This window comes from Streptomyces sp. S063 (assembly GCF_002832675.1).
In the GTDB taxonomy this organism is placed as follows: domain Bacteria; phylum Actinomycetota; class Actinomycetes; order Streptomycetales; family Streptomycetaceae; genus Streptomyces; species Streptomyces sindenensis.
This window is the reverse complement of the sequence record NZ_CP021707.1, coordinates 3,371,532-3,388,074: the sequence shown is the minus strand read 5'-3', so window position 1 is coordinate 3,388,074 and position 16,543 is coordinate 3,371,532. Positions and strand designations below refer to the sequence as shown.

15 protein-coding genes and 1 pseudogene are annotated in these 16,543 nt (G+C 69.5%); 6 read left to right on the top strand and 10 right to left on the bottom strand.

Features of this window, described 5'->3' with window-relative positions; translation table 11 throughout:
- Nucleotides 1-25: 25 nt before the first annotated feature.
- From CCZ36_RS15430 to mshD, 5 genes are all read right to left on the bottom strand, one after another.
- On the bottom strand, nt 26-1,006 hold the full coding sequence (locus CCZ36_RS15430) for an ABC transporter permease (protein ID WP_237302672.1): 981 nt from the start codon (nt 1,004-1,006) through the stop codon (nt 26-28).
- Nucleotides 1,003-1,914 (bottom strand): ABC transporter ATP-binding protein, encoded by a 912-nt coding sequence (locus tag CCZ36_RS15425; protein ID WP_128817883.1) that lies wholly within the window; start codon nt 1,912-1,914, stop codon nt 1,003-1,005. Before CCZ36_RS15425 ends, CCZ36_RS15430 begins: the two co-directional genes overlap by 4 nt.
- The gene (locus tag CCZ36_RS15420; protein ID WP_128817882.1) at nt 1,911-2,366 is read right to left on the bottom strand and encodes a GntR family transcriptional regulator; all 456 of its coding nucleotides are present in this window, start codon (nt 2,364-2,366) and stop codon (nt 1,911-1,913) included. Before CCZ36_RS15420 ends, CCZ36_RS15425 begins: the two co-directional genes overlap by 4 nt.
- A 183-nt stretch (nt 2,367-2,549) precedes the next feature.
- The gene (locus tag CCZ36_RS15415; protein ID WP_069738074.1) at nt 2,550-2,888 is read right to left on the bottom strand and encodes a MerR family transcriptional regulator; all 339 of its coding nucleotides are present in this window, start codon (nt 2,886-2,888) and stop codon (nt 2,550-2,552) included.
- Between the two features lie 589 nt (nt 2,889-3,477).
- Nucleotides 3,478-4,401 (bottom strand): mycothiol synthase, encoded by a 924-nt coding sequence (gene mshD / locus CCZ36_RS15410; protein ID WP_069744256.1) that lies wholly within the window; start codon nt 4,399-4,401, stop codon nt 3,478-3,480.
- Nucleotides 4,402-4,704: 303 nt separating this feature from the next.
- On the opposite strand from mshD, the gene CCZ36_RS15405 reads away from it, so the two are divergent.
- From CCZ36_RS15405 to CCZ36_RS15395, 3 genes are all read left to right on the top strand, one after another.
- Nucleotides 4,705-6,522 carry a bifunctional metallophosphatase/5'-nucleotidase gene (locus CCZ36_RS15405; RefSeq protein ID WP_069738076.1) on the top strand — a complete coding sequence of 606 codons (1,818 nt, stop codon included), beginning with the start codon at nt 4,705-4,707 and terminating at the stop codon, nt 6,520-6,522.
- Between the two features lie 327 nt (nt 6,523-6,849).
- Nucleotides 6,850-7,950 (top strand): response regulator transcription factor, encoded by a 1,101-nt coding sequence (locus tag CCZ36_RS15400; RefSeq protein WP_128817881.1) that lies wholly within the window; start codon nt 6,850-6,852, stop codon nt 7,948-7,950.
- Nucleotides 7,951-8,543: 593 nt separating this feature from the next.
- Nucleotides 8,544-9,290 carry a TauD/TfdA family dioxygenase gene (locus tag CCZ36_RS15395; protein ID WP_234428189.1) on the top strand — a complete coding sequence of 249 codons (747 nt, stop codon included), beginning with the start codon at nt 8,544-8,546 and terminating at the stop codon, nt 9,288-9,290.
- Nucleotides 9,291-9,421: 131 nt separating this feature from the next.
- Here CCZ36_RS15395 and CCZ36_RS15390 read toward each other — a convergent pair whose 3' ends face one another.
- On the bottom strand, nt 9,422-10,219 hold the full coding sequence (locus CCZ36_RS15390; RefSeq protein WP_069738079.1) for a TSUP family transporter: 798 nt from the start codon (nt 10,217-10,219) through the stop codon (nt 9,422-9,424).
- Between the two features lie 263 nt (nt 10,220-10,482).
- Entirely contained in the window at nt 10,483-11,517 is a 1,035-nt protein-coding gene (locus tag CCZ36_RS15385) for a hypothetical protein (RefSeq protein ID WP_128817880.1), read from the bottom strand.
- Between the two features lie 464 nt (nt 11,518-11,981).
- Here CCZ36_RS15385 and CCZ36_RS15380 point away from each other — a divergent pair, with 464 nt between their 5' ends.
- Both CCZ36_RS15380 and CCZ36_RS15375 read left to right on the top strand, forming a co-directional pair.
- The gene (locus CCZ36_RS15380; RefSeq protein ID WP_237302671.1) at nt 11,982-12,428 is read left to right on the top strand and encodes a hypothetical protein; all 447 of its coding nucleotides are present in this window, start codon (nt 11,982-11,984) and stop codon (nt 12,426-12,428) included.
- A gap of 20 nt (nt 12,429-12,448) precedes the next feature.
- Nucleotides 12,449-12,976, top strand: coding sequence for a hypothetical protein (locus tag CCZ36_RS15375; protein ID WP_237302670.1), 528 nt, complete (start codon nt 12,449-12,451; stop codon nt 12,974-12,976).
- 18 nt (nt 12,977-12,994) lie between these two features.
- Here the strand turns inward: CCZ36_RS15375 and CCZ36_RS35715 are convergent.
- Both CCZ36_RS35715 and CCZ36_RS15365 read right to left on the bottom strand, forming a co-directional pair.
- A pseudogene (locus tag CCZ36_RS35715) lies at nt 12,995-13,093 on the bottom strand (GNAT family N-acetyltransferase); the annotation flags it as partial.
- Nucleotides 13,094-13,131: 38 nt separating this feature from the next.
- Nucleotides 13,132-13,716, bottom strand: a complete 585-nt coding sequence (locus CCZ36_RS15365) for an isochorismatase family protein (RefSeq protein ID WP_128817879.1) — start codon at nt 13,714-13,716, stop codon at nt 13,132-13,134.
- 156 nt (nt 13,717-13,872) lie between these two features.
- Here CCZ36_RS15365 and CCZ36_RS15360 point away from each other — a divergent pair, with 156 nt between their 5' ends.
- Nucleotides 13,873-14,862, top strand: a complete 990-nt coding sequence (locus CCZ36_RS15360; protein WP_128817878.1) for a GlxA family transcriptional regulator — start codon at nt 13,873-13,875, stop codon at nt 14,860-14,862.
- 63 nt (nt 14,863-14,925) lie between these two features.
- Here the strand turns inward: CCZ36_RS15360 and CCZ36_RS15355 are convergent, their stop codons facing one another.
- A complete protein-coding gene (locus CCZ36_RS15355) occupies nt 14,926-16,269 on the bottom strand; it encodes an LAETG motif-containing sortase-dependent surface protein (protein ID WP_069742383.1) in 1,344 nt (447 codons plus the stop codon).
- Nucleotides 16,270-16,543: the final 274 nt, after the last annotated feature.

The following is a 16,543-nucleotide window of genomic DNA, read 5'->3' as shown; positions in this document are numbered from 1 at the left end:
GACGGTCTTGGCCGGGGCCGTCCGCTCAGCCGTGGAGGCGGCGCAGGACCCGGAAGGCGGCGAACACGGCGAGGGCGGCGAGAGCGAGGAGGATGCCGGTCTCGACGAGCTGGAGGGGCCAGTAGTGGGAGGCGGGGTGGTGGTCGAGGTAGCCGTGGGTCACGCCGCGCTCCGCCAGGCAGACTTCGTGGTCGACGGAGGCGTCGGCGCAGATGTCGGCGGGCAGCACGCCCCCGTTCGTCGCCCAGCCCCACTCGATGATGGCGGCCCCATCGGGCCAGAGGTAGCCGTCGCCCGGGGCGAAGGTATCCCTCACGGCCGGCCACAAGCTGTCGCGCAGCATGCCCAGGACGACCGTCACCAGTCCGGAGACGAACAGGCTGACCGCCATCGCGGGAACCGTGCGCCGCAGTGCCAGGCCGACGAAGGTGCCGATCGCGATGCTCATCAGAGCGCCGGCGGCCGGAACCGTCCCCGAGGCCCCGAAGACCGACACGTCGTGCCAGAAGATCGGGTACGGGCCTCCGAGCCTGTCCCGGGACCAGGACAGGACGGCGGACAGCACGGTGATCCCGCAGACCACCAGTGCGGCGGGCACGGCGAGCCGCCCGGCCAGCCACGCGGAGGGCGGGGACGACTGGGTCCAGGACAGCTTGACGGTGTTGTTCTCCCACTCCCGGGCGACCATCGGCCCCGCTACGAATGCACCGATGACGGCGGGCAGCGCGATGAGGGCCAGCCCCAGGTAGGTCAGCATCCGGCCGAGGTCGAGCATCCGGTCGGAGTAGTCGCGGGCCGGCTGAAAACAGGCTTCGGCGGAGCTGTTCAGGGTGCATCCGATGTCGGCGAAGCCCCCGGTGAGCCGGTCCGCCAGGAGAACCACGACGATCATGCCGACGACCGCAACGGCGGCGACCGCCCCGGAGGCCCACAGGGTCCGCCGGTGGACGCGCAGCAGCACGCGGGACGGCCCCCGCAGCGTGCGGACGTTCGTGAGCGTGCTCATGCGGACGTCACCTCCGCAAGCGTCCCGGCCGCCGAAGCGCTCGGCGTCAGCAGCGGCGGTGCGTCCGGGGAGCGCAGGTGGGCGAGCAGCAGCTCCTCCAGGGAGGGCTGGGTGACGGCCCAGGCGGCGGTGTCCACGGGGCCCTCCTTTCTGACGAGCGCGGTGAGTTGACGCCCCGTCGTACGGGATTCGACGACGGTGTGCGGGGCCAGGTCGCGGGCCTGGCCGGTGAGCAGGGCGTGCGCGTCGACGATGTCCTCGGCCTCGCCGCCGAGCCGGACGCGCCCGCCGTCGACGAACAGGAGGTAGTCGCAGGCGCCCTCCAGCTCGGTGAGGATGTGCGAGGACATCACGATCGTGGTGCCGTGCTCGGCGGCCTCCGCCATCAGTACGCCCATCAGCTCGTGCCGGGCGAGGGGGTCGAGGTCGGCCATCGGCTCGTCCAGCAGCATCAGCTCGGGCCGCTTGCCGAGCGCGAGGGCCAGTGCGAGCCGGGTGCGCTGCCCGCCGGAGAGCGTACGGACGCGGGCGGCGCGCGGCAGCGCCCCGGCGACCCGGTCCGCGGTGGCGGGGTCCCAGCGCCCGGGGTTCAGCTCGGCGCCGGCCCACAGCGTGTCCTCGACGGTGAGCTGCGGGTACAGCGGCTTGTCCTGGGCGACGTAAGCGATCTTGTCGCGTACGGCGGCGGGATCGGTGGAGCCGAGGACGGCGAGGGACCCGGCGCCGGGGCGGTCCAGGCCCGCCGCCGCATTCAACAGCGTCGACTTGCCCGCGCCGTTGGGGCCGACGAGGGCGCAGACGCGTCCCGCGGGCAGCCGGAACGAGCAGTCGTGCAGGGCGCGGTGGCCGCCTCCCCTGCGCCCGTAGGTCTTTCCGAGGCCGTGTGCCTCGATCGCGACGCCGGTCATCGTTCCTGGTCCCCCTCGTGTGAACGGTCTGTGGCATCCGTGCCGTTCGTGCTGTACGTGCTGTCCAGTACGGCGGTGAAGAGCGCGCCGACGTCGTCTCTCTCCAGCCCGGCCGCCCGGGCCCGGCGGGCCCAGTCGGCGAGTTCGGTGCGCAGGGGCGCGTCGGCGGCGGTCGCGTCGGGCGCGCCGCCCAGCGCCCGGCGGACGAAGGTGCCGAGCCCGCGGCGGGCCTCGACGAGCCCTTCGCGCTCCAGCTCCCGGTAGGCCTTGAGGACGGTGTTCGGGTTGATCGCGGTGGCTTCCACGACCTCGCGGGCGGTCGGCAGGCGGTCGCCCGGTTCGAGTACGCCCAGGCGCAGGGCCTGCTTCGTCTGCTGGACGATCTGGAGGTAGGTGGCGACGCCGCTGCGCCGGTCGATGCGGAACTCGACCGCTGCGGACTCGGCTGCCATGCGCAGAACCACCCTTTCACTAATTGAGTAGTGAAAGGGTGGTGCAAGGAAGGGGCGGCGTCAAGTGACGCCGCCCCGAGAGGTGTTCGAAGAAGAGCTTGCCGGGCGGCAGGGCGTCTCCCGGCGACCCGGCGCTTGTGCGGTTACGCGACCCGAGGACCGGGCGCGTGCACGGATCCGCGGTTACGCGGCCGGCGGGGCCGGGGTGCGGTCGGCCCGCAGCTCCTCGTTGATGCGCTGTGCTTCTTCCAGCTGGTCCTCGAGGACGACGATGCGGCAGGCGTCCTCGATCTTCGTGCCCTGGTCGACCAGTTCACGGGCGCGGGACGCGATGCGCAGCTGGTAGCGGGAGTAACGGCGGTGGCCTCCGTCGGAGCGCAGCGGGGTGATCAGGCGGTTCTCGCCGAGCGCGCGGAGGAAGGCGGGGGTCGTGCCGAGCATCTCGGCGGCCCGGCCCATGGTGTAGGCGGGGTAGTCGTCATCGTCGAACTTGTCGGTGGGGCGGGTACTGCGAGGGGGCATAGCACCTCTTCTTTCGGGGACACGTCGGGGGGCCCGAGCACCTCACGGTGCTCGGGCCCCGAGCTTTCAACACCATCTGCCGGCCGACTGTGCCGGCTCATCTGTTCCGCCGGTCCGCCCGAGGGGGCGGGTGAGCGGGGATCGCGAATGCGTGACCGGGGACCACCTTCCGTTCCGGGGTCTCTGCGGTACCCGAGCGGAATCCTCCTCGCTCAGGCGATCCTGATGGCGTCTGCTCCTTACCTCGTTCGGTTTCACTCTTTCGATACTGCGGGTACTGCTTCACTGCGGGTACTGCTCGGTACTGCGGATGTTGCGGTAACGCATGCGGCCCCTGGGGCCGCCCGGCCCGGCAGTCAGTGAGGGAACCCACCGTTTCCGGCTCCCTCGCTCCACTGCCGTTCCGCATACTGCTCTGACCTGCATGCGCGGCAGTTCGTGTCTGCCGTGCCTTCTTTCCTTCCGGCTACGAGGAAACGCTAACCCTGCCGAGGGGTAGATGTCTACTCCCGCCACGATAGATTTTCTGCCGAGTCGGACGAGGCACTTCTATGGGGCCGACGTCCCGGAGCCGTTGTGGCGAGAGACCTCAGGACTCCGTGCGGTACATCAGGTCCACCTCGTGCGTGGTGAAGCCGATGCGCTCGTACACCGTCACGGCCGCCGTGTTGTCCGCGTCCACGTAGAGCATCGCGGTGGGCAGGGCCTCGGCGGCCAGGTGGTGCAGGCCGATCGAGGTCAGCGCCTTTCCGAGGCCGCCGCCCTGGGCCTCGGGCAGGACCCCGACGACGTACACCTCGCCGACCTGCTCCTCGGCGTGCACCTTCGTCCAGTGGAAGCCGATGATCTCGCCGTCCCGCTCGGCCAGGAAGAAGCCCTTCGGGTCGAACCAGGGCTCCGCCTTGCGGTCGTCCAGGTCCTGCTGGGTCAGCGATCCCTGCTCCGGGTGATGAGCAAAGGCGGCGCGGTTCACGGCGAGCCAGGCGGCGTCGTCCCGCCCCGGCTCGAAGGTCCGCACGGTGACGCCCTCGGGCAGGACCGGCTCGGCGAGGTCCAGCGGGATCAGGCTCCGCCGCAGCTGGCGCAGTTCGCGGAAGAGGGAGAGGCCGAGCACCTGGGCGAGGTGGCGGGCCGCGGAGGTGCCGCCGTGCGCCCAGACCCGCAGCCGCTTGCCGGTCGCGGCGAGGAGGGCGGCCCCGAGCGCCCGGCCGTGTCCGCAGCCGCGCCGGTCGGGGTGGACGACCAGCTCGGCGGCCGGGGCCTCGACCGGGTCGGTGTCCTCCAGCTGGGCGTATCCGGCGAGCGTGCCGTCGACGGTGAGCAGGAAGTGCCGTACGCCGTCGCGGTGTCCGCCCCGGATCCGAAGCCTGCCCTGCTCGGAGACCGCCTGTCGGCCGTCGGACGCGGCAGCCTCGGCGAGCAGGGCGAGGACGGCCCCGGCCTGTGCGGAGTCGAGTGCGTCGAGGGCCTGAATCTCGCGTCCGGGAGCGGGGAGGGGTGCGTCAGTCGTCATGCGTCCGAGCGTACGGCGACGGGCACGCCGGGCGGCGGCGCGGCGGGCTGGGACGGGCCGGGCCCCCGAGGGGCCTACGGGTGGAGGAGCACGTGCGCGGCAGCCTGGTGCGCACGTGTCTCCAACAGGCCGACGGACAGATGAATCCCCGGATGGCAACCAGTCCGTAACCCCGAACATCTGTTGCGCTACGCGCGTTGACTCTAGGCTGCGCACGCAGGATGCAGACAAGTGGAACCAGCGCCACCACTGGCTGGCCGCCGGCACCACTGACTGATGACCACTGACACCACAAGGGGACCGATGTCAGCGACTCCACAGAAGAACCGCGCTTCCCGGCGGGTGCTCGCCGCCGCGGCCGGTCTGGCCACCGTGGGCGCGCTCGTCGCCGCGATGCCGGCCGGGGCCCATGACCGGGGCCACGGGCACGGCAACGGCCACGGCCACAAGCCCCGTACCGTCGACGTGCAGTTGCTGTCGTTCAACGACCTGCACGGCAACCTGGAGCCGCCGGCCGGTTCGGCGGGGAACGTCTCGAAGACGCACCCCGACGGCACGGTCGAGTCGATCCCGGCCGGTGGCGTCGAGTACCTGGCGACCTCGCTGCGCACCGCGCGCAAGGGCAACCCGTACTCCGTCACGGCGGCCGGCGGTGACATGGTCGGCGCGAGTCCGCTGCTGTCGGGCCTCTTCCACGACGAGCCGACGATCGAGGCGCTGAACAAGCTCGACCTGGACGTCACGGCGGTCGGCAACCACGAGTTCGACGAGGGCGCCACCGAGCTGGCCCGCCTCCAGAACGGTGGCTGCCACCCGGTCGAGGGGTGCTACGAGAAGGGCAAGAAGTTCAAGGGAGCGGACTTCCCCTACCTCGCGGCCAACGTGACCAAGGAGAAGACCGGCAAGCCGCTGCTGAAGCCGTACACCGTCTGGAAGAAGAACGGCGTCAAGATCGGCTTCATCGGCGTGACCCTGGAAGGCACCCCGGACATCGTCACGGCCAACGGCGTCAAGGGCCTGAAGTTCCACGACGAGGTCGAGACGATCAACAAGTACGCCCGCGAGCTGGACCGCAAGGGCGTCAAGTCCATCGTGGCGCTGATCCACGAGGGCGGGGCCCCGGCCTCGACCTCGTACAACTACGACTGCGACAGCCCCGGCGCGGGCGACGGCATCTCCGGCCCGATCGTCGACATCGCCAAGGGCATCACGCCGAAGGTGGACGCCCTGGTCACGGGCCACACCCACCAGGCGTACGTGTGCACGGTCCCGGACCCGTCCGGCAAGCCGCGCATGGTCACGTCGGCCTCGTCGTTCGGCAAGCTGTACACGGACACCACGCTGACCTACGACCGCCGCACCAAGGACATCGTCCGTACGTCGGTGAAGTCCGCGAACCACGTCGTGACCCGGGACCAGCCCAAGGCCCCCGACATGACCCGTCTCATCGACCGCTGGAACAAGCTCGCGGCGCCGATCGCGAACAGGCCGCAGGGCTGGATCAGCGCCGACATCAACGGCCGCGGCTCCACGGCCCCCGAGAAGCCGCTCGGCAACGTCATCGCCGACGCCCAGCTCGAAGGGCTCGCCCCGGCCGACAAGGGCGGCGCGGAAGTCGCGTTCATGAACCCGGGCGGTATCCGCGCGGACCTGGTGCACAAGGCGTCCGGCAGTGAGGGCGACGGGGTCGTCACCTACGGCGAGGCGTTCACCGTGCAGCCGTTCACCAACATGATGAACGTCGTCGACCTGACCGGTGCCCAGCTGGTCACCGCGCTCCGGCAGCAGGTCAGCGGCCCGAACGAGGCCAGCCCGAAGATCCTCCAGGTCTCCAGGGGCCTCACCTACACGCTCGACCTGACGAAGAGCGGCGCGGACCGCGTGGTCGCCGACACCATCAAGCTGAACGGCGAGGCGATCGACCCGGCGCGCACCTACCGTGTCGCGATGAACGAGTTCCTCGCGGGCGGCGGCGACGGCTTCCCGGCCCTCGGCGAGGGTACGAACAAGCTGGTCGGCGCGTCCGACCTGGACCTGTTCAACGCCTACTTGGCGGCCCACTCCTCGGCCACCGCACCGCTGGCCCCGCCGGCGACGGACCGGATCACGGTCATCCGGTAACTCCCCGGTGAAGGAGGGGCGGCGGGCCAGAAGGCCCGCCGCCCCTTTCTCGTTCTCCCGGACTTTCGGTCCCGGTTTTCCGAACCCGGCTTCCCGGCGTCGGTTTTCGGCCTTCGGTTTTCGGCCTTCGGTTTCCGAAAGCAGAGGGCCGATTGTCGGACGCGTCACTTTTCCGTCCACCCCCGACCGGGCGGGCTCGTCCGACGCTGCCTCAGCTTCCGTCGCATACAACCGAGTTCCGGGCACACGCGCCCCCACGAACCACTCACGCCCCGGTAATCATGCGGAACCCGAGCTTTTTCTCACTCGGGGAAGAGTGATCTTGCCGTGGGATCATCGGGCGGACTGTCCGTTCCCGGCAGGGGGAGAGAGAACGTGCTAGGCATTCCCGAAACAGCCCCGACCAGCGAGGCCTACCTGACCGAAGTGGACCGCTGTTTGTACGAGTGCGTACTGGAGAGCGGCCACGCGGAGGCGTCGGAGCTGGCGACCAGACTCGGGATATCCCGCAACGAGGCCGAGAGTTCGGTGCGCCGTCTGCTGGCGCTGCGACTGCTGAATGCGAAGCCCGGATCGAAGAACCGTGTCTCCGCCGTCAGTCCGTCCTCCGCGGTGGCTCTGGTCGCCACCCCGATCGAGAACGGGCTGCGGCGCAGGATGGAGGAGGTGGAGCGGTTCCGGCACGAACTGCTGGGGCTGCTTCCGCTTTTCGAGCACTGCCAGACGGGCGGAGCCCAGCCTTTGCAGGCCCTTCCCGAACTCGGCGACGTACTGGCCACGATCGAGCAGTTGGCGGCGGAGTGCCAGGAGGAGGTGCTGACCGCTCAGCCGGGCGGTCGCCGCAACGTCGAAGAGCTGACGGAGGCCATCGAAAGGGATGAAGGGATGCTGCGCCGGGGCATACGGATGCGCACCCTCTATCAGCATCCCGCGCGCTACCACCAAGCGACCGTCGCGTACACCGAGCGGCTGACCGGCCTGGGCGGTGAGGTGCGCACGACGAGCGCGAACCTGATGAGGGTCATCATCTTCGACCGGAAGGCGGCCCTGGTGTCCCTCGCCGGTCACGACCGGGGCGCCATGGTGATCCGTGACCGGAGTGTCGTGGACTTCGCGGTGCAGGCGTTCGAGCATATTTGGCTGAAGAGCGACCTGTTCCCGGTCGGTCACGATTCCGGTCAGATCCGGACCGTGTCCGAGGACATGGATCACGCGCTGGTCCGACTGCTGGTGAGCGGGGAGAGCGATCACGCGGTGGCCCGCCGGCTCGGCATCTCGATACGCACCCTGCAACGGCGTCTCGTCAGGATCTCGAAGGAGCTCGGAGCGAACAGCCGGCTTCAGGCCGGGTACCTGATCCATCGCAGCGGGCTCCTTGAGAAGGGCCAGAGGCCCGACGGCGCCAAACATGCCCCAGTCAACCCATAGCGACGGGTTTGGCCTCCTGTCGTATCGCGTCTGTCGGACGTGCGCACCAGGGCTCCCTTGCATCGGGATCGCGCCCGATGAATAGGGTTGTGCGCTCGCCCGGTTGCTGAATACTTGGCATATGACTCATCGTTGGGAGCCTTCCGTCATTCCTGGTCCCGTGCATTCCGCCCGTCGGTGCGCCCTTCTTGTGCCGGCCGGATCCGTCCCGGAACGTCCCTCGGTCGCGCTGCTCGCCACCGCGGTGCGCGATACCGGTTGGGGAGGCCGGAACTCGTAAACCGCACACTGCGGCCGCTCACTTCCTGTCGGGAGTCACCCTCTCGACGGACGTGAGCGGCCGTGCTGCTTTCCGGGCTCGGTGTGGGGTGCCGCCGACGGCCGACCCGCCGCGAAATCGCGCCCCGAGTGGCCCCACTGGCCCGAAATACGCCATACACGCAGAGCGTCCCTGTGGCGACGTGTGGACAGTCCGATGAGCGACGATTGAGAGCCTGGATCTGCGGGGCCATGGGTGACAAGGATGAGTTCTCGGAGCGGGAAACCCCGGTCTGTGAACTTTGAATTAACCAGAGGAAGTCACCGTGGCGAAGATGCCTGACAGCGTCCTTTCCTGCTCTGATGTCAACAACGACCCGCTGCCCGACAGCGTTCTGAAGTACGCGTTCCGTCAGCTGCTGGGAAATAACGGATACGTTCAGATCGTCAACGTGCCGGACAGCTTCGACCATGTGGCGTTCCTCAAGGAGCTGGGTGACTTCCAGCCGACCCCCACCGGCACCGTGATCGGCGACCTGAAGCCGGAGTCCGACATGGACGACGTCTACCACGCGCAGAACCGCCGGCCGCTGGTTCCGCACACCGAGGGCTACGAGTTCCGGGGGACCCCTCCTCGGTACATGGCCCTGTGGTGCGTCAAGCCCGCATCCGGACTCGGTGGTGAGACCACCATGCTCGACGGCAATCGGATCCTCCGCGAGTTCACCGAGGAGGAGAAGCAGCACTTCCTCGACACCACCTACGAGTGGAAGTCGACGGAGGGCCTTGCGCGCCGCGGCGTCCAGCACCACGCCGAGCACCCGGTGCTGGAGGAGGTCGACGGTGAACTGGTCTTCCGCTTCTCCTACAACAACCTGGTCGTGCCCGAGGGGGACGAGCTCGCACGGCGACTGGTGGAGCGCGGCAAGGAGATCTACGACGAGGGTCACGTCGCCGTCCAGTACGAGGAGCGCGACATGATCGTCTGGAGCAACTGGCGGATGCTGCACTCCCGTAACGCGTTCGACGACCCGTCCCGGCACCTCAAGCGGGTGCAGATCGCCGCGCCGATCAGCGCCTGATCTCGAATGGCACCTGACGTCGAGCGGCGCCTGATGTAGAACGGTGCCTGACGACGAGCGGCGCCTGCCGGGACCGAGCAAGGTCCGGCAGGCGCCGCTCCGCTGCCACCGGGGAACCGGCCCCGTGGGCCTCAGCTGAACTGGTCGTACCCCAGGCGCAGGATCATCACCGCGACGACGACCAGCAGCACGACCCGGACGAAGCCGCTGCCCCGCGCCAACGTCATCCGCGCTCCGACCAGGGCTCCGGCCACGTTGAAGGCCGACATGCCGAGCCCCAGCAGCCACAGCACGTGCCCCTGCGAGGCGAACACCAGCAGCGCGCCCAGGTTGGTACCGACGTTGATCATCTTCACGGTGGACAGCGCCCGGATGAACTCCAGGCTGAGGACGGTCGTGAAGGTGACGATGAGGAAGGTTCCGGTTCCCGGGCCCACCAGTCCGTCGTAGAAGCCGATCCCGCCCCCTGCCAGGAGCACCAGCAGGGCAGCCCTGCGCCGCTCGGGAGCCTGACGTGAGGCGTCCGGGCCTTCCGCGCTCGCTCCGGGCTGACCCGCCCCGAAGCTGGGGCGCAGCAGGACGAAGCCGGCCACTCCGACCAGCAGGACGAGGATGACCGGACGGAGGAAGTCGGAGGAGACGGCGGAGGCGACCAGCGCGCCGCCCGCCGAACCGGCCACGGCCGCGCTGCCGCCCACGGCCACCACTTTGCGCGACATCGGGTGCTTGCGGCCGTACGCCAGGGCGGCGGCGAAGGTGCCGAAGGTCGCGGCCAGTTTGTTGGTGCCGAGCACGGAGGCCACCGGCAGATGACTGGCGCCGATGAGCAGCGCCGGCAGTTGCAGGAGTCCGCCGCCGCCGACCACCGCGTCGATCCATCCGGCCATGGCTGCCACGGCGAGCAGCACGAGGACGACGTCCCAATCCATGTATGACTCAGATCCCTCGGAGTGATGCTGAATTACCTGAGCGCACATGCTGATTCGGGAGATTCACTGCTCGGGTAAGCGCTTTTCATCCTTGTCGACGCTCGGAGCGAATCAAGGAGTTCACGGGAGCACGCTTCTGCCAGTCGCATCGAGCCAGGGTGACAAAGCGCCCTAATGGATATGCTCTTGGTCATTCGACCGTGGCGTTCCGAGGCCGATGGAATCCGAGCCGTCGTGTTGTCGGGAGCTGTTACGTGCCCGGTTCAGGCCGCGATCCTCGGGTGCTCGGTCCGGCAGTCGCGGCAGTGGCCTGGAGTGGGGGAGCGGAAGGCCCGGTCGCAGTCGTCGCAGGTCTGGAAGGGCGTGACGAGGATGCGGGGCCGGGCCGGGGCGACGAGGTCGCCTGCTCCGGGGAGCGGTGGGGGCAGCAGGGCGGTCAGCCGGTGCCTGAGGAGTTTGACGGGGTGGCGGAGGGGTTGGGGCGGGTCGTTGGTGAGGGTGTGACGGATGGCGTCGGGGTGTGCGTCGCGTTCGAGCCAGGCGGCGACCGCGGGCGCGAGGTGACGGATGTCGTCCTCGGAGAGGGTGAACTGAGGTGCGTGGCGGCGCAGGTCGCTGAGGAGCGCGGTGGCGGCGCGGTCGAGTTCAGGGGTGAGGAGGCTGGGCTGGGGGAGGGGCGGACGCGGCGGCTTGGGCGCGGTCGGGGGCGGTACGAGCGGTACGAAGGGCGGCGGTGGGGGCGTCGGGGGCGGTACGGGAAGGGGTGCGGGGGTTTCCGGCGCGGACGTTCCGGGGGGTTCGGGAGGCGTCGGCGGAACGGGCGGCACAGGCGCCGGGTCCGGGTCCGGATCCGGCACGTGGGTCAGGGACCGCGCCGGGATCGGTGCCTGTGCCGGGGCCGCTACGGGCGCCTGGCTGCGAGGGTGCGACAGCGCGGCGGGCTGGTTGCAGAAGACGGTGCGGGTGATGACCTTCTGGCCGGGCAGTCGGTGGCGGAAGCGTTGCAGGTAGCCGTGGGCTTCGAGTTCGCGGAGGGCTGCGGCGATGCGCTTCTCGCCTTCTTTGCAGCGGGCGGCGAGGGCTTTGATGCTGATCTCGGTCCCTTGGGGCAGGGACTGGATGCGTACGGCGATGCCGACGGCGGTGCAGCTGAGGTGGGGGTGCTGGGCGAGGTGGTTGCCGACGACGGTGAAGCGGTCGGTGTGGGGGATGGTGATGTGGATGACGCCGGAGGTGGGGAGAGGTCCGGGAACCTCCGCCAGGGCGCGGGTGAGGGCAGTATTCTGCTGGGTATCCATCGGGAAGGGTGCTTCTTCCTTGGTGGTCAGGCCCCCGGTTGGGATTGCAGTCCCGGTCGGGGGCCGACGTATGTGTGGGATGTGGTTCTGGCGTGAGCATATGCCGGGCAACCTGCCCGAAAGCGAGCTGAGTTGGGAAATGTCACCCGTGTGAGTGATGGAGCCGCGAATTCCCCCGGAAGCCGGTCAAGGCGCTCTGGGACGCGTCAGGTTCCCACCGGCCGGGTTGGGTTGGGTTTGGTTATTTCTCTTGGTTCTTTAGTAGTTAACATCGCGCCTCACCGCGTCGCGGTGGCGAACGATCCGGTGGGAGCTTTACGGGGAGTTACCGGGTCGTGGCGGCGCGCGACCCGGTAGGAGCCTCGCGGATGGAGCGGCTGGCGAGGCGCGATCCATGGGCCTTATAGGGTTGTTCGGAAAACCTTGGCGGGCCGAGTACCGCCGGAAATGCCCAGTACGGGGGAATGATGCGCAAGATACATATCGGGGCGAGCCTCGCCATGGCCGCGGTCCTGCTCACGGGATGCGGCGCGGAAGAACCCGTGAAGGACAGCAAGGCGAAAGGCCCGGCCGCGGAGGCCACCGGTAAGCCCGAGGAATCCGGCGGAAACGGTGAAGGCACCCCGCACGAGGTGACGATCGAGGTCAAGGGCACCGGCGCGAGCACCGTCATGTACACCCTCGACGACTCCGACTTCGAGCAGATCACCCTGCCCTGGAAGAAGACGGCCACCATCGCCGCGCGAGGTGCGGAGCGCGAGGTGGGCCGCCTGGTGATCCTCACGCCCGGTCATGTGACCCTGCCGGACGGCAAGCTCGGCGCGGGACAGTGCTCGATCACCGTCGACGGCAAGAAGGTCGTGGAGAGCGAGGAAGGCTCGGGCAAGCCCTGCTCGTACAAGCTCAATTAGACCTCTGCGAGCATGCCCGAATGAGAATCTCTGCCGTGCTCTTCGACGTGGACGGGGTCCTGCTGGACTCGGCGGGCGCGCACCGCAGGGTCTGGGACGCGTGGTCGGCGGCACGAGGCCTGGACCCTGCGAAGGTGTGGGAGCTGACGTTCGGGCGGCGTCCTGAGGACACGGTCAGGGACGTGGCCGCGCATCTGGACCCGGAGGCCGAACGGAGTGCGCTCGACCGCCTGTTGGCCCAGGAAACCCCCGCATCGGAGTGCCTGGTCGTGGAGGACGCGCCCGCAGGTGTTCAGGCTGCGGTGGCTGCCGGCTGCGTCGCTGTCGGCCTGACGACCACGCACACGGAAGAGGCGCTGGGGCGGGCCCCACAACCTGAGCGCCTGCCGCGAGTGCTCCTGAACGGTGCCACCGGCCAGAGCAACCGCCTGCTCTCGGGTCTCTGTCGATACCTGCACGCATTCGGTCATGGCCGCGAGCTACGAGACCGCCCCGCCCGGATGCAGATCGCGTGCACCCCTGCGGGGCCGCACGCGCCAAGAACGTAGTGCCACGGGATCCGGGTCTCACCGACTCCATGAGACCGCGTAGTACTTGACGCGTTCGTCCTCGCCGACCTGCCGCATGCCCGCCGCTGTCATCACATGCTGGGACGCCGTGTTTTCGGGGGCCAGTCTGCGGCGTGGAGTGGGGAACGCCCGAGCTACTTCAGGGACTTGTGTCCCGCGACGACCACCCCGTACAGGTCGGCGATCGTCGCCAGGGCGCCGTCGTGCACCTGGGCGGCGTCGAGGTCGGACCCGAGGACCGGCAAGGATCTCGTCGCGCAGGCGTCGGCGACGACCGTGGGGCGGTTGCCGCGCAGGAATGCGCCCTGGGCGGTGAACGCCACGCACATGTGTGTCATCCAGCCGGCCACGATCACGTCCTGGCCGGCGGGCACATGCTCGCCGAGGTCCGTGCCGTGGAAGGCGTTCGGGGCCTGCTTGACGACGACGGGCTCTCCGTCGGCCGGGGCGACCGCCGGGTGGATCTGTCCGATCTCGGCCCGGATGTCGTACGGGCTGCCCTCGCCCCCGTCGTTGATGACGTGCACGACCTTCGTCCCCGCCTCGCGGGCCCGGGCCAGCAGGTCTGCGGCCGCTTCCAACGAGGGCTGCCAGCCGTCGAGTTCCATCACGCCACGGGTGTAGGTGTTCTGGAAGTCCACGAGGATCAGCGTCGAGCCGGTCAGCGTGGCCGGGGCCGCGTCGAAGCCGTTGAGTTCGCGCAGGGTGGTTCGGGACATGGGTGTACCGCCTCGGAAGTCGTAGGTCGGGGAAGTGCTCGCCCGTTCCGTGCGGCGAGCTGTTCTCCACGCTAGGAGCCGCCCCGCATGTCCACAATGACGTCTAGCATGCAGATACCGACATGGGGGCGGGGGAGCGGAGACAGGAGGGCACCCATGGATACCGTCCGACGGCTCGTCGTCATCGTGCTCTTCGACGGCGTCGACCTGCTCGACGTCACCGGGCCTCCGGAGGTCTTCTCGCTCGCTCGCCGCGAGACCGACGACGCCGCTGGGTATGAAGTCGTCCTGGCCGCAGAGACGTTGAAGCCCGTCACCACCGGGGCCGGGGTGCGCATCCTGCCGGATCTCACCTTCGACGAGGCCGCAGGTCGGAGCATCGACACCCTCATCGTGCCCGGTTCGGTGGAGGTCGACAGCGAGCGGCGCGTGCACGCCCTCGTCGATCCCGGGCTGGTGGAACGGGTGAAGACGCTCGCCGCGCGGACGCGACGGACCACCTCCGTCTGCGTCGGGGCCCATCTGCTGGCCGCCGCCGGGCTGCTCGACGGCAAGCGCGCCACCACGCACTGGTCGACCGCGCGGCAACTGGCCGCCGACCACCCGGAGATCGAGGTCGACGCCGACCCGATCTTCATCCGCGAGGGCGATGTGTGGACGGGGGCCGGGATCAGCGCCTGCCTCGATCTCTCACTCGCCCTGATCGCCGACGACCTCGGCGAGGCCGTCGCACTGCGCGTCGCCCGGCAGCTCGTGATGTACCTGAAGCGGCAGAGCGGACAGAGCCAGTTCAGCGTTCCGCTGGAGCAGATCTCGGCGACCCGACGCATCGAAGATCTCCGGCACCACATCCTGCGCAACATCGGCCGCCGGCTCACCGTCGTGGACCTCGCGGAGTACGCGCACGTCAGCGACCGCCACCTGACCCGGATCTTCAAGACCGAGCTCGGGACGACCCCGCACGCCTACATCGAGTCCGTCCGGGTCGAGAAGGCCCGTAACGAGCTGGAGTCCTCCGATGCCACCCTCGAACGCATCGCGTCCGTCTGCGGGTTCGGAACCGTGGACACGCTGGTACGGGCGTTCCGGCGACGGTTGAACGCGACGCCCACGGAGTACCGGAGCCGGTTCCGGGCCTCCCGCTGACAGGGGGGCGGGGTCCGTACCGCAGGACCCCGCCCCCTCAGCACCCTTCTACGGCTCTCGCGGTCAGGCGTCCGAGCCCGTCTTCCGGCGTCGGACCACGAACACCGCCGCCGCGCCGAGCAGCACGGCCGCACCGCCCGCGAGGGCGATCGACGTGGTGGCGGAGGACGAACCGGTGGCGGCGAGGCTGCCGTTCGTGCCGGTGGCCACCGGGGTGGCCGACGACGAACCCTGGGGCGTCGTACCGGTGTTGCCCGGCTTCGTGGTCTTGGAGGGCTTGGCGTCCTCCGTCTTGCCGGGCTTGCTGCCGGCGGCCTTGACGTCGAACTCGTACATGTCCAGGCCGGGCGCTCCGCCGCAGGTGCCGTCCTCGTTGAAGAAGTCGGCCGCGATGAACGCGACACCGTTGCCGGCCGGGGTGGCCTTGTCGAGGGTGAGGCGCAGCTTCAGATCGGCGTGCGCGCCGGGCTTCAGCGCGCCCACACCGTCGATGTAGTCGTCCGCGTCGGCGTTCTGCCACTTCGGGGCGGACTTGGAGGACCACTGGAGGCGGAAGAACTTCTCCGTGTCCTTGAGTCCGCTCTTGTCGGTCGCGTGGACCGAGACGAACGTGAGGACCTCGTCCATGTGCCGGTCGGAGCCGTTGGTCACCCGGATGGAGAAGTCGGTGGACGTCCCCGCGACGAGCTTGTTCGGCAGACCGGTCACCTCGGCGGTGAGGTCGAGCTCGGGCTCGCAGTCCCCGCCTTCCTCGCCTTCCTCGCCTTCCCCGGCCTCTTCGGCTTCCTTGATGGCCTTGGCCAGCGCGGCGTCGGCCGCGACCTTCGCGGCGAGCGCGTCCTCCGCCGCATTCTGGAGCACGCCGTAGGCGCGGACCGCCGCGACGCGTGCGTCGTCGAGCTTCTCCCGGGCCTCGGCGGCCGCGGTGTCGGCGGCCGTCTTGGCGGTGGCGGCCGCCGTCGCGGTCGCCTCGGCCTCGGAGAGCGCGGTCTCGGCAGCGGTCCTCTCCTCCTCCGTGGCGGTCTCGGTCAGGGCGTCCAGGGCCGCCTTCGCGTCGGTCACGGCCTGGTCGGCGGCGGTCTTCGCGGCAGCGGCGTCCGTGGCGGCCTGCTTGGCGGCGGCCGAGGCCACCGCGAGGGGGTGGGTGCCGTTGACCTCGCTGAGGTCATCGAGCGTCTTCTCCAGCTCGACGCGCCCGGCGGCCTCCGCCTTGGCAGCCTTGTCGTACGCCTTCTGGGCCTCGGCGGCCGCTTCCTCCAGCTCCTTGATACTCGGCTTGTTCTTCCGCTGGTCCTGCGTCTGCGCCGCCGGCTTGGCGTCGGCGTACGCGGGGCTGACCGCGAGCAGCGCAGCGGGGGTGGTCACGGCGAGGGCGACGGCGGTGGCGAGTACGCGGCGAATCTTCACAGGTTCCCTTGGGTCGGCTCCGGAAGGAGGTCGAACGATGGTGCGGCGAGCGGCGTTCCGGCGGTGTGGAGTTGAGGTCATGGGTGCGTGAGCACGGAGAGGCGGCTGCCACGGCGGAATGGATCACGCGGGCTGCCTGCACCGATCGTATGGGGGTTCTGTGACGGTGCCGGGTGAATATTCGGAGGCCCGGGGGCGGGGCGGGGGCAGGCGGAGCGGACAGACGTCGCCAAAGCGTGCAGTTGCCCTCGATTTCTGTGTTTTCCCTGTGACG